Source organism: Pseudomonas oryzihabitans, from assembly GCF_032027545.1.
GTDB classification, from domain to species: domain Bacteria; phylum Pseudomonadota; class Gammaproteobacteria; order Pseudomonadales; family Pseudomonadaceae; genus Chryseomonas; species Chryseomonas oryzihabitans_F.
This window is the reverse complement of the sequence record NZ_JAVSJB010000025.1, coordinates 12804-24999: the sequence shown is the minus strand read 5'-3', so window position 1 is coordinate 24999 and position 12196 is coordinate 12804. Positions and strand designations below refer to the sequence as shown.

The 12196-nt window shown below is 64.8% G+C and carries 9 protein-coding genes; 5 read left to right on the top strand and 4 right to left on the bottom strand.

Annotated elements, in window-relative coordinates:
- The first annotated feature begins 59 nt into the window (after positions 1–59).
- Complete coding sequence (gene pgi / locus RND78_RS24825; protein ID WP_312732653.1) at positions 60–1724, top strand: glucose-6-phosphate isomerase; 1665 nt, start codon at positions 60–62, stop codon at positions 1722–1724.
- A 127-nt stretch (positions 1725–1851) separates the two neighbouring features.
- On the top strand, positions 1852–3816 hold the full coding sequence (acs, locus tag RND78_RS24820; protein ID WP_312732652.1) for an acetate--CoA ligase: 1965 nt from the start codon (positions 1852–1854) through the stop codon (positions 3814–3816).
- Positions 3817–3982: 166 nt separating this feature from the next.
- On the opposite strand, the gene RND78_RS24815 is transcribed toward acs, so the two are convergent.
- On the bottom strand, positions 3983–4435 hold the full coding sequence (locus RND78_RS24815) for a PA2169 family four-helix-bundle protein (RefSeq protein ID WP_312732651.1): 453 nt from the start codon (positions 4433–4435) through the stop codon (positions 3983–3985).
- 63 nt (positions 4436–4498) lie between these two features.
- Positions 4499–4858, bottom strand: coding sequence for a BON domain-containing protein (locus tag RND78_RS24810; protein ID WP_007159717.1), 360 nt, complete (start codon positions 4856–4858; stop codon positions 4499–4501).
- 369 nt (positions 4859–5227) lie between these two features.
- On the opposite strand from RND78_RS24810, the gene RND78_RS24805 reads away from it, so the two are divergent.
- The 3 genes from RND78_RS24805 (at position 5228) to RND78_RS24795 (ending at position 10467) form a co-directional block, all read left to right on the top strand.
- Complete coding sequence (locus tag RND78_RS24805) at positions 5228–8734, top strand: EAL domain-containing protein (protein WP_312732650.1); 3507 nt, start codon at positions 5228–5230, stop codon at positions 8732–8734.
- 87 nt (positions 8735–8821) lie between these two features.
- A complete protein-coding gene (locus tag RND78_RS24800; RefSeq protein WP_312732649.1) occupies positions 8822–9013 on the top strand; it encodes a hypothetical protein in 192 nt (63 codons plus the stop codon).
- Positions 9014–9207: 194 nt separating this feature from the next.
- Positions 9208–10467 carry a sodium:proton antiporter gene (locus RND78_RS24795; RefSeq protein ID WP_312732648.1) on the top strand — a complete coding sequence of 420 codons (1260 nt, stop codon included), beginning with the start codon at positions 9208–9210 and terminating at the stop codon, positions 10465–10467.
- A gap of 57 nt (positions 10468–10524) precedes the next feature.
- On the opposite strand, the gene speD is transcribed toward RND78_RS24795, so the two are convergent.
- Positions 10525–11319: an adenosylmethionine decarboxylase gene (speD, locus tag RND78_RS24790; protein WP_026083764.1), complete on the bottom strand. Its 795-nt coding sequence runs from the start codon at positions 11317–11319 to the stop codon at positions 10525–10527.
- A 291-nt stretch (positions 11320–11610) separates the two neighbouring features.
- A complete protein-coding gene (locus RND78_RS24785) occupies positions 11611–12033 on the bottom strand; it encodes an OsmC family protein (RefSeq protein ID WP_312732647.1) in 423 nt (140 codons plus the stop codon).
- Between the last annotated feature and the right edge of the window lie 163 nt (positions 12034–12196).

The following is a 12196-nucleotide window of genomic DNA, read 5'->3' as shown; positions in this document are numbered from 1 at the left end:
CAAGCCGCTGGCTTGTGGGGCACAACAGCAAACAAGAGCCACCAAGGAAAAGCCGACCCATGGAGTACTTCCAACAGCCTCTCGACGTGACCCAGCTCGCCTCCTGGAAAGCCCTGCAGGACCACCGCAAGTCCATGCAGAATTTCCGCATGCGCGATGCCTTCGCGGCCGATCCGCAGCGCTTCAAGCACTTTTCCCTGAGCAGCAGCGGTCTGTTCCTCGACTACTCCAAGAACCTCATCACCGAGCAGACCCGTGAGCTGCTGGTGAACCTGGCCCGCGAAGCGGGTCTCGAAGGGGCCATCCGCACCCTGTTCGACGGCGCCTATGTCAATTCGTCCGAGCATCGCCCGGCCCTGCATACCGCCCTGCGCCGCCCGGTGGGCGACAGCGTGCAGATCGATGGCCAGGACATCATGCCCGAGGTGCACCGGGTCCTGAACCAGATGACCGAACTGGTCAGCCGCATCCACAACGGGCTCTGGCGCGGCTACACCGAGAAGCCCATCACCGACGTGGTCAACATCGGCATCGGCGGCTCCTTCCTCGGCCCGCAACTGGTCTCCGAGGCCCTGGTGCCCTTCACCCAGCGTGGGGTGCGCTGCCACTACCTGGCCAACATCGACGGCAGCGAATTCCGCGAGGTGACCTCCAAGCTGTCCGCCGACACCACCCTGTTCATCGTCTCCTCCAAGTCCTTCGGCACCCTGGAGACCCTGAAGAACGCCCAGGCCGCTCGCGCCTGGTGCCTGGCCCAGGGCTGCCCGGAGCCGGAACTGCACAAGCACTTCATCGCCGTCTCCAGCAACGTCAAGGTAGCGGTGGAATTCGGCATCGCCGAAGAGAACATCTTCCCCATGTGGGACTGGGTCGGCGGTCGCTATTCGCTGTGGTCGGCCATCGGCCTGCCCATCGCCCTGGCCATCGGCATGTCCAACTTCAAGGACCTGCTGGCCGGCGCCTACGCCATGGATCAGCACTTCACCAGTGCGCCCTTCGAAGAGAACATGCCGGTGCTGCTGGGCCTGCTCGGGGTCTGGTACGGCAATTTCTGGGGCGCCACCAGCCATGCCATCCTGCCCTACGACCACCACCTGCGTAACTTCGTGAAGCACCTGCAGCAGCTGGACATGGAGTCCAACGGCAAGAGCGTGCGCCAGGACGGCTCGCCGGTGAGTCTGGAGACCGGTCCGGTGATCTGGGGCGGGGTCGGCTGCAACGGCCAGCATGCCTACCACCAGTTGCTGCACCAGGGCACCCAGCTGATTCCCGGCGACTTCATCGTGCCGGTGGTGAGCCATAACCCGGTGGCCGATCACCAGCAGTGGCTCTATGCTAACTGCCTGTCGCAGAGCCAGGCGCTGATGCTGGGCAAGACCCGCGAGGAAGCCGAGGCCGAACTGCGCGAGAAAGGCCTGGGCGAAGCCGAGATCGCCAAGCTGGCGCCGCACAAGGTGATCCCGGGCAACCGCCCGAGCAACACCCTGGTACTGGAGCGCATCTCGCCGCGGCGCCTGGGTGCACTGGTGGCCCTGTACGAGCACAAGGTGTTCGTGCAGAGCGTCATCTGGGGCATCAACTGCTTCGACCAGTGGGGCGTCGAGCTGGGCAAGGAGCTGGGCAAGGACGTCTACCAGCACATCATCGGCCGCGGCGAAGGCAAGGCCGACGATGGCTCGACCCAGGGCCTGATCGATTACTTCCGCGGTCGCCACCGCGGCTGATCGCCGTTCCCGCTCGAAGAAAAGCGCCGCTCTGCGGCGCTTTTTTCGTTTCATCGCCTCGCTGAACCCCGGCAGGCCATCCGCGGCCTAAACTGGTGAGCACAACAACACCAAGAAGGAGCCGGCCATGAGCCAACGCTATCCCGTGCCCGAGAGCCTGAGTGCCCGCACCCACCTCGACGAAGCCCGTTATCGCGAGCTCTACCAGCGCTCGGTGGAACAGCCGGAGCGCTTCTGGAGCGAACAGGCCAGCGCCCTGCTCGACTGGTTCCGCACCTGGGACGAGGTCCATAGCGGCGATATGCGCAAGGGCCAGACCCGCTGGTTCAGCGGTGGCCAGCTCAACGTCGCCTACAACTGCATCGACCGCCACCTGGGCGCACGTGGCGACCAGACCGCCATCCTCTGGGAAGGCGACGACCCCGCCGATAGCCAGGCCATCAGCTATCGCCAGCTGCACGAGCACGTCGGCCGCCTGGCCAATGTGCTCAAGGACCGCGGCGTGAAGAAGGGTGATCGCGTCTGCCTGTACCTGCCGATGATCCCCGAGGCGGCCTACGCCATGCTGGCCTGCGCGCGAATCGGTGCGGTGCATTCGGTGGTGTTCGGCGGCTTCTCGCCCGAGGCGCTGCGCGACCGCATCCTTGATTCCGACTGCCGGGTGGTGATCACCGCCGACGAGGGCGTGCGCGGCGGCAAGCGCGTCCCGCTCAAGGCCAATGTCGACAAGGCCCTGGCCAAATGCCCGGACGTCCACACCGTAGTGTTGGTCGAACGGACCGGTGCCGCCGTGGCCCGTCAGGAAGGGCGCGACCTGCCCTATGCCCAGGCGGTGGCCGCGGCTTCGCCCGACTGTCCAGCTGAGCCCATGGACGCCGAGGATCCGCTGTTCATCCTCTACACCTCGGGCTCCACCGGCAAACCCAAGGGTGTGCTGCACACCACCGGCGGCTATTTGCTGGGCACCACCCTGAGCTTCAAGTACCTGTTCGACTACCACGAGGGGCAGGTCTTCTGGTGTACCGCCGACGTCGGCTGGGTCACCGGCCACAGCTACATCGTCTATGGCCCCCTGGCCAATGGCGCCACCACCCTGATGTTCGAGGGCGTACCGAGCTATCCCGATGCCAGTCGCCTGTGGCAGGTGGTGGATAAGCACCAGGTCAACATCTTCTACACCGCGCCCACGGCCCTGCGCGCCCTGATGCGCGAAGGCGACGCCCCGGTGCAGCGCACCTCGCGCCAGAGCCTGCAGCTGCTGGGCAGCGTGGGCGAGCCGATCAATCCCGAGGCCTGGGAGTGGTATCACCGGGTGGTGGGCGAAGGGCGCTGCCCCATCGTCGACACCTGGTGGCAGACCGAGACCGGCAGCATCCTCATCGCCCCACCGCCGGGCGCCCTGGCGTTGAAGCCGGGCTCGGCCACCCTGCCCTTCTTCGGTGTGCAGCCGGTGCTGCTTGACGAGCAAGGCAAGGAGATCGACGGCCCCGGCAGCGGCGTGCTGGCGATCAAGGCCAGCTGGCCGAGCCAGATCCGTACCGTCTATGGCGATCACCAGCGCTTGATCGATACCTATTTCAGTGCCTATCCCGGCTACTACTTCACCGGCGACGGCGCCCGCCGTGACGAAGACGGCTACTACTGGATCACCGGGCGGGTGGACGACGTGCTCAACGTCTCCGGCCACCGCATCGGCACCGCCGAGGTGGAAAGCGTGCTCACCGAGCATCCCGACGTCGCCGAGGCGGCGGTGGTCGGCTGCCCCCATGAGGTCAAGGGCCAGGCGGTCTATGCCTTCGTCACCACCAAGGGCGGCGTGACCCCGAGCGACGAACTCAAGGCCCGGCTGCGCCAGCAGGTGGCCGACGAGATTGGCAGCTTCGCCAAGCCGGAATTCCTGCAGTGGGCCCCTGCGCTGCCCAAGACGCGCTCGGGCAAGATCATGAGACGCATCCTGCGCAAGATCGCCTGCGACGAGCTGGACAGCCTGGGGGATACCTCGACCCTGGCCGACCCTTCCGTGGTCGACAGCCTGATCGAGGCCCGCCTCAATCGCGGTACGAGCAAGGCCGGAACGACGGGAAACGGATGAAGTTGGGTCTGACTTCGGTCCTGCTATCGCGGCCATGGGCCGCTCCTACGGATCAGGTCCACCGTAGGAGCGGCCCATGGCCGCGATTAGGCAGGAGCGATAGAGGCCCAGGTAGTGATTCATGAAAAACCCCGCATTGTGCGGGGCTTTTCCTTACCGGTCAGGCTCAGTGGGCAGCTTGCATACGGTGCTTCAGGTCACGCATGCGATCATGGGTCGCACGGGCCTTTTCCAGCTGGCTGCGCAGGTTGGCCAGGGCATCCGGCGTGGCATGTTCGTTCACGGCGCGTTCCAGGGCGTGCAGCAGGCGATCTTCCTGCTCTTCCAGTTCGCTAACGTAGGTGACCTCTTCCTTCTCCTTGCTGGCGAAGGAGGTTTTGACGTCGGTGTAGTACTTGCGGAAGCTGCCGGCGAAGGTGCCTTGTTCGGCGGGCTTCTCACCGGCGGCCGAGACCTGGCTGCTCAGGGCGCTGATGATCTCGGTCTTGCTCTGGGCGATCTCGGTGAACAGCGCCTTGAGTTCGGGATTCTTCACTTCGGTGAGGGCATGCTCGTAGAAATTCTTGCCATCACGGGCGATCTCGATCAGATCGTTTAGGGTTTCGGTCGTGCTGGTCATGACGCTTCTCCAGGGTGATGGGCAACGGCAACCCGCTGGGCGGGCCGCCGTGGATGTCAGGCGTTATTGCGCGGCTTTCAGCGCATCGGCCGATACGGCCTTGACGCCCTTGATGGCCTTGGCTTCTTTGATCGCCAGGTCGCGCTGGGCTTCGGTCGCCACGGTGCCGGACAGGGAAACGACGCCCTTGTTGGTCTCGACCTTGATGGCGGTACCCTTGATGTGTTCGTCAGCCAGGAAGGACGCCTTGACCTTGCTGGTGATCCAGGTGTCGGAGGCGGCTTCTTCGGTCTTGTCCACGGTGTTGTTGGCGGCCAGTGTCATGTTCTGGCTGGTGGCAGCAAAGGCACCGCCGGCCAGCGGCAGGCTCAGTACGGAAGCGGTGACGGCAGCGAGGGCAAAGGTACCGAAAGTCTTTTTCATGAGATGACTCCTGTTTTCCTTGGTTGTACTGCGCCCGGTCCTGGCAGCAGCGACTTCCATGTAGAGCGCAACCGTTTCGCCGAATTCCAAAGAGATTAAAAGACAAATAAAATCAATGAGTTGAATAAAAACCCCGCTGACCAAGAGCGGGCAAAATGCAATCAATCGATAAAATGGTCAGGCAAATTGCACGGTCGTGGCCAGCGGCAACCCCTGAGTCTGGAAGGCGCCTTCCAGCGTACGAACGGCCAAGCGCGATATGCCCTCCTTCGGTATCTTTCTACCTGCTGAAACCAGAACTGCCTCACGTTCGGCAGGTCAATGCTCAATTGAACCCGAACCCCATGATCGGGCTTTAGAGGATCCCGGATGCGGCTTCCTTCCCCTGCGCGCATTGCCCTGACGTATCTGGTGCTGAGCATCCTCTGGGTGGTGGGCACCGATACCCTGTTGCGCGTACTCCTCGGCGATGAGACGAGCCACTATCCCTGGCAGACCGTCAAGGGGCTGGGCTTCGTTACCCTCGTGGCACTGGCGACCTATGGCTTGATGCGCCGCCAGCTCCACCAGCGCGAAGGCGTCATCGAAGCACTGGAGGCGCAACGCAACACCCAGGACTTCGTCCAGCGGCTGACCAACACCGGCGACTGGCAACTGCTGCCCGATGGACGCCTGCTCTGCTCCGAACGCACCCTGGTGATGCTGCACCAACCCAAGGGCAGTGATCCGCTGGATTTCGCCACCATCGTCGCCTGCGCCCGCGCCGATGATCGCGATCACGTACGCAGCATGCTCGAACGCCTGCAGCACATGCAGGGCCCGCTGAACTTCTCCGCACATTTCGACGATGGTGCCGGCAGCTGGCGCTGGCTCAACTGGCAGAGCGACTTCGACGAGGCCGGCATCACCCGCGGCGCGCTGGTCGATATCACCAGTCACAAGCTCGCCGAGCAGGCCCTGCAGGATAGCCAGCGGCGCTATCGGGAGCTGGTCCAGCATCTGCCGCTGGTGGTCTTCGCCAGCGACCACCGCGGCCGCTGGCAATTTCTCAATCCGGCCTGGGAAGCGCTCACCGGCCAGGCCGCAACCCAGCAGCTCAACCACCCCCTGGCCCAGGCCTTCCATCCGCAGGACGGCACTCGCTTGCGTCAGTTGGTGGCCGAATTCGCCGGCGGCCAGCGCCTGCACTGGAGCGGCGTGGTGCGGCTGCGCCTGTCGGTGGAAAGCCACCGCTGGATGCAGATGGAACTGCGCGCCGGCCTGGATGGCGAGATCCAGGGCACCCTGACCGACATCCATCACGATTACCAGGCCCAGCAGCTGCAGCAGGCCCGCAGCGATGTCCTCGACGACCTGCTCACCGGCCTGCCGCTGGCGGAAATCCAGCAGGGGATCGCCCTGCGCCTGGAGCGCATCTATCCGGAGATGCGCGTTGCCCTGCTGCTGGACGATCAGGGCGACCACCTGCGGGTGGCCGCGGCGCCCAGTCTGCCACCGGCCTTCCAGGCGGCCCTGGAGAGCGTCCCGCGGCAACGGCACGACCAGGGTTGCTGTACCGCCGTCACCGGCAACGCCCCGGTCTTCACCATCGACATCGAACTGGACCCAGCCTGGCAGCCGCTGTTGCCGGCAGCCCTGGCCGCCGGTATCCGCGGCGCCTGGGCTCTGCCACTACAGGACGAACAGCAACGCGCGGTCGGCGCCCTGGGCATCTACTACGGTGAACCGCGGCTGCCCGAGCCGGAAACCCAGGCGCTGATCACCGAATTCACCCGCCTGGCGGTGCTGGCGATCCGTCAGCAGCGGGTCGTCCAGGCCCAACGCGCCAGCGAGGCGCGCTATCGTGGCATCTTCGAGCAGGCCTACACTGGCATCATGCTCAGCGACCTGCATGGCCGCTGGCTCAGCGTCAACCACCACTTCTGCCAGATGCTCGGCTATTCGCAACCGGAACTCTTGCAGCGCGATGCCGCCTCGGTCACCCACCCCGACGAACGGTCGCTGGGCGCTGCGCTCCGGCAACAGCTGATCGATACCGGCCAGGATCGCTACACCCTGGAGAAGCGCTACCTGCATCGCAATGGCCAGCCGGTCTGGGCCAACGTCACCACCCGGCTGATCCGCGACGACCAGGGCATTCCCCAGTACTTCATCAGCACCGCCCAGGACATCACCCTGCGCAAGCAGCAGGAAGAAAGCCTGCGGCAGGCGGCGGCCATGTTCGAGAACAGCCGCGACGGCCTGCTGCTGCTGGACGAACGCCGCTGGATCCTGGCGGTGAATCCGGCCTTCGCCCGCCTGCTGGGCACCCAGGAAGGCACCCTGCTCGGGCAGCGCCTCGGCCTGCCCGGTGGCGGCCGCCAGGACCAGCGCTTCTACCGCGACCTCTGGCGCACGGTGCGCCGCGAGGGACGCTGGGAAGGCGAACTGCTCTGGCCGCGCCTCGACGGCAGCACCTTCCCGGCCTGGACCGCCATCGACACCCTCTACCCGCGGGAAAGACGCCAGTACACCGTCACCGTCAGCGACACCACCCGCTTGCGCGAAAGCGAGGCACGGCTGAGCCATCTGGCCCACCACGATCCCCTGACCGACCTGCCCAATCGCCTGCTGGCCAGGACTCGGCTGGAGCATGCCCTGGCCCTGGCCGAGCCACAGGAATACCTGGTCGCGGTGCTGGTCCTCGATTTCGACCATTTCCGCACGGTCAACGAAAGCCACGGCCATGCCCTGGGCGACGAACTGCTGGTGGAGTTCGCCGCGCGGCTGCGTGCCCTGCTCAGTGAGGACATCACCCTGGCGCGTCTCGGCGGCGATGAGTACCTGGTCATCATCGAGCGCCTCGACCGACCCGAATTCGCCGCCCAGATCGCCCAGGCGATGCTCGCCAAGCTGGAGCAGCCCTTCCACCTCGGCGACCACGACATCTATCTGAGCGCCAGCATCGGCATCAGTCTCTTCCCCGACGACGGCACCACCGCCGACGATCTCATCCGCAATGCCGATGCGGCGATGCACCAGGCCAAGGACCAGGGTCGCGATACCTTCCGCTTCTATACCCAGGCCCTTACCGAGCAATCGCGGCGCCGCCTCAACCTGGAATCGCGACTGCGTACGGCGCTCAAACGTGGTGACTTCGTGCTGCACTACCAGCCGTTGATGAGCGTGAGCACGGCGCAGGCCATCGGCGTGGAGGCCCTGGTCCGCTGGCAGGACCCGGAACTGGGGCTGATCCCGCCTGCGGAATTCATTCCCCTGGCCGAGGAGACCGGTCTCATCGTGCCGCTGGGCGACTGGATCATCGAAGCGGCCTGCCAGCAGATGCACGACTGGCTGGAGCGCGGCCTGGACCTGCATACCCTGGCCATCAACATCTCGCCCCGGCAATTCGCCAAGCGCGACCTGGCCAGCACCATCTCCCGGGCCCTGGCGCGCAGCCGTCTGCCGGCGGAGCACCTGGAGCTGGAGATCACCGAAGGCACCCTGATGGACAATGTCGAGGAGGCGCTGCTCTCGCTGGCCACCCTCAAGACCCTGGGCGTGCGCATCGCGGTGGACGACTTCGGCACCGGCTATTCCTCGCTGGCCTACCTGCGCCGCTTCCCGCTGGACAAGCTCAAGATCGACCAGAGCTTCATGCACGAGCTGCGCAGCGACAGCGGCACCCACAGCAGCCAGGCCATCGCCGCCGCCATCGTCGCCCTGGGGCAGGGGCTGGACCTGGACGTGCTGGCCGAGGGGGTGGAAACCACCGAGCAGTGGGACATCCTGCGCAAGCTGGGCTGCCAGCAGTGCCAGGGCTTCCTGTTCAGCCAGCCGTTGCCACCCCGGGAATTCGAGGCCTGGTATACCGAGCGCCAGCGGACCCGCGCCTGAAACCAGGCGACGAAATGTCACTGTCCTGCAAACAAAACCGCTCTAGAATGCAGGCTCCACCTTTCGTCTGTTCCCGAGGGCATCAGCATGAAGATCGTGGTCCGTCCGTTGCGCAAGTCCGGTACCAGTGCCTGGCAAGTCTGTCTCGACAAGCAAGCCATCACCTTTCTCAGCGAAGCCGACGCCCGTAGTTACGTCGCCACCCTGGAAGCGCGCATCGCTGCGCCCCATCCACTGCCCCTGCGCGAGGCGGTGCCGCCCGCGAGCGTACCGCTCTAGCCCGCCGCCGTTCATCTCGTGGATCGGTCCGGCTCCCGCTGTCGAAAGCGCAGGCCAGGGCCGACCCACGGCCTCAACTGATCGGGCTCTTGGATAGCGAGCTATTCATTATGTAACTTTTGCGGCCTCCGCCCCATCCTACTTCCAGGCCTCGCGTTCGCGGGGTCTCGCTGTCTGATGGATCTGGAACGCCCATGCTCGAACTCGCTGCTGCCTTCATCTGCTTCACCTCCCTGCTGACCTACCTCAACTACCGCTTCGTCGGCCTGCCGCCCACCATCGGCGTCATGGTCATCGCGCTGATCTTCTCGGTCGGCCTGCAGAGCCTGACCTGGCTGGGCTTTCCCGGCCTGGAACAGCGCATCGGCGAGTTGCTCGGGCAGATCGACTTCAACGACCTGCTGATGAACTGGATGCTCGGCTTCCTGCTGTTCGCCGGCGCCCTGCACGTCAACCTCAAGGACCTGCGCGACTACAAATGGGCCATCGGCGGCCTGGCCACCCTCGGCGTAGTCATCTCCACGGTGCTGATCGGCTACCTGACCTACTGGATCTTCGGCTGGCTCGGCTGGCACGTCGACCTGCTCTACTGCCTGATCTTCGGTGCCCTAATCTCGCCCACCGACCCCATCGCCGTGCTCGGTATCCTGCGCTCGGCCGGTGCCCCCAAGTCGCTGGAGACCACCATCGTCGGCGAGGCGCTGTTCAACGACGGCGTGGCGGTGGTGGTCTATTCGGTGCTGCTGGGGGTGATCCAGCTGGGTGAGACGCCTACCGTTCATGCCGCGCTCTGGCTGTTTCTCGAAGAAGCCGGCGGCGGCATCCTCTTCGGCCTGGTGATCGGCTTCCTCTGCTACTGGCTGATGCTGAGCATCGAGCAGCACCAGATCGAGGTGATGCTGTCCCTGGCACTGGTGATCGGCGGCTCGACCCTGGCCAGCCACCTGCACGTCTCCGGTCCCATCGCCATGGTAGTGGCGGGCCTGATCATCGGTAACCTGGGCCGCACCAAGGCCATGAACGACTTCACCCGCCGCTACCTGGACGGCTTCTGGGAGTTGATCGACGAGATGCTCAACGCCCTGCTGTTCGCCCTGATCGGCATGGAGCTCCTGGTGTTGCCGTTCAGCTGGACGCACCTGGGCGCCGCGTTGCTGGTGACCCTGGCGATCCTCTTCGCCCGCTGGATCAGCGTGGCGCCGGTGGTGCTGCTCAGCCCGCACTGGCGCAACATGACCCGTGGCACGGCGCGCATCCTCACCTGGGGCGCCCTGCGCGGCGGAGTCTCCGTGGCCCTGGCGCTAAGTCTGCCGGCTGGTCCGGAACGGGATCTGATCCTGGCCCTGACCTACATCGTGGTGCTGGTCTCCATCCTCGGCCAGGGCCTGACCATCGGCCGGGTGGTCAAGAGCGTCACCGGCGGCACCCCGGTCGCGCGCGACGAGCACCACTGAGCCCCGGAAAAGCAAGAACCCCGCCGTGGCGGGGTTCTCTGGGCAACGCCCGAACGATCAGCGCGGCAGATTACGGCCGGAGAAGATCTCGCGCATCTCGTGCTTGAGCCGCTGGGTGATCTGCTGGCGCTGTTCGGTCGAGAGGCTGCGGGAGGCGTCGCCGAACAGGTAGTTGTCCAGCTCGAACTCCTTGAGCAGCATCTTGGTGTGGAACAGGTTGTCCTGGTACACGTTCACGTCGGTCATCTGGTAGGCCGCACGGGTGTCTTCGGACAGGTAGTTCTGGATCGAATTGATCTCGTGGTCGATGAAGTGCTTGCGCCCCTCGATGTCGCGAGTGAAGCCGCGCACCCGGTAGTCCACGGTGACGATGTCCGAGTCGAACTGATGGATCAGGTAGTTCAGGGCCTTGAGCGGGGAAATCACGCCACAGGTGGAGACGTCGATGTCGACGCGGAAGGTGGCAATGCCGTCGTCCGGATGGATCTCCGGATAGGTGTGCACCGTGATGTGGCTCTTGTCCAGGTGACCGAGGATGGTCTCGCGCAGCGGGCCGGGCGACTCCTCGATCTGGCTCTCGGTCGGCTCGACCGGTTGCTCGGAGATCAGGATGGTCACGCTGGCGCCCTGGGGATCATAGTCCTGACGGGCGATGTTGAGGATGTTGGCCCCAATGATGTCGACCACGTCGGTCAGGATCTGGGTCAGACGCTCGGCGTCGTATTCCTCGTCGATGTACTGGACATAGGCCTGTTGATCTTCCGACGTCTCGGCGTAGCAGATGTCGTAGATATTGAAGCTCAAGGTCTTGGTCAGGTTATTGAACCCATGGAGCCTGAGTTTGCTTTTCACGGTGGTAAAGCTCCCGTCGTGCGGTCTCTGACCGCGGTCCTGAATGCCCGTCAGTTGCGGATTGCGCAAGCTGCGTAGGGCGGCGAACACCTCTTCGCGATGGCGATTGGCTGTACTTGTCGGGGTCTGGACCCCTTAAGAGCGGCGCATTATGCAGATCGGCAGCGGCTGGGGCCAGAGTCTGCCGGGGGCAGGTGATGAATTGATGTCGGCCCGGGTTGGCCACCACCCAGGGCGCTGGTGGCCAACCCGGGCCGGCAGGCGACGCCCGGACGGGCGTCGCGCGAGGGGTCAGGCGAGTTCGATGAGTTCGTAGCTATGGCTGATCTCGACGCCGGCCCGGCCGAGCATGATGGAGGCCGAGCAATACTTTTCCGCAGACAATTCGATGGCCCGCTTGACCTGGGCCTCCTTGAGGCCGCGGCCCTTGACCACGAACTTGAGGTGGATGCGGGTGAATACCTTGGGTTCGGTGTCGGCGCGGTCGGCCTCGAGGAAAGCCTCGCAGCTTTCCACCGGCTGGCGCGCCTTGCGCAGGATGCTGACCACATCGTAGCTGGCGCAGCCACCCAGGCCGATCAGCACGGTCTCCATCGGCCGCACGCCGAGGTTGCGCCCGCCGCTCTCCGGCGGACCGTCCATGACCACCACGTGACCACTGCCGGATTCGCCGAGGAACATGGCCTCGCCTGTCCACTGAATGCGTGCCTTCATCGCTTTTGTCCTACTTTAGGTGCAAATGGTGATCAGCTTAACATGTTGAATGTCGTAAACTGGCTGGTGGTGCTGGGTTATTCAGCTCGCATTTACACTGCGCATGTTCTCATTCCGGTCTTTGAATCGGAACCGGCGCAGCTTATGCATGCACCGGTTCGGA

What these genes read in the sequence shown, in the direction of transcription:
- pgi (WP_312732653.1), top strand. Translation starts at nt 60, where the DNA reads ATGGAGTACTTCCAACAGCCTCTCGACGTGACCCAGCTCGCCTCCTGG.
- acs (WP_312732652.1), top strand. Translation starts at nt 1,852, where the DNA reads ATGAGCCAACGCTATCCCGTGCCCGAGAGCCTGAGTGCCCGCACCCAC.
- RND78_RS24815 (WP_312732651.1), bottom strand. Translation starts at nt 4,435, where the DNA reads ATGACCAGCACGACCGAAACCCTAAACGATCTGATCGAGATCGCCCGT.
- RND78_RS24810 (WP_007159717.1), bottom strand. Translation starts at nt 4,858, where the DNA reads ATGAAAAAGACTTTCGGTACCTTTGCCCTCGCTGCCGTCACCGCTTCC.
- RND78_RS24805 (WP_312732650.1), top strand. Translation starts at nt 5,228, where the DNA reads ATGCGGCTTCCTTCCCCTGCGCGCATTGCCCTGACGTATCTGGTGCTG.
- RND78_RS24800 (WP_312732649.1), top strand. Translation starts at nt 8,822, where the DNA reads ATGAAGATCGTGGTCCGTCCGTTGCGCAAGTCCGGTACCAGTGCCTGG.
- RND78_RS24795 (WP_312732648.1), top strand. Translation starts at nt 9,208, where the DNA reads ATGCTCGAACTCGCTGCTGCCTTCATCTGCTTCACCTCCCTGCTGACC.
- RND78_RS24785 (WP_312732647.1), bottom strand. Translation starts at nt 12,033, where the DNA reads ATGAAGGCACGCATTCAGTGGACAGGCGAGGCCATGTTCCTCGGCGAA.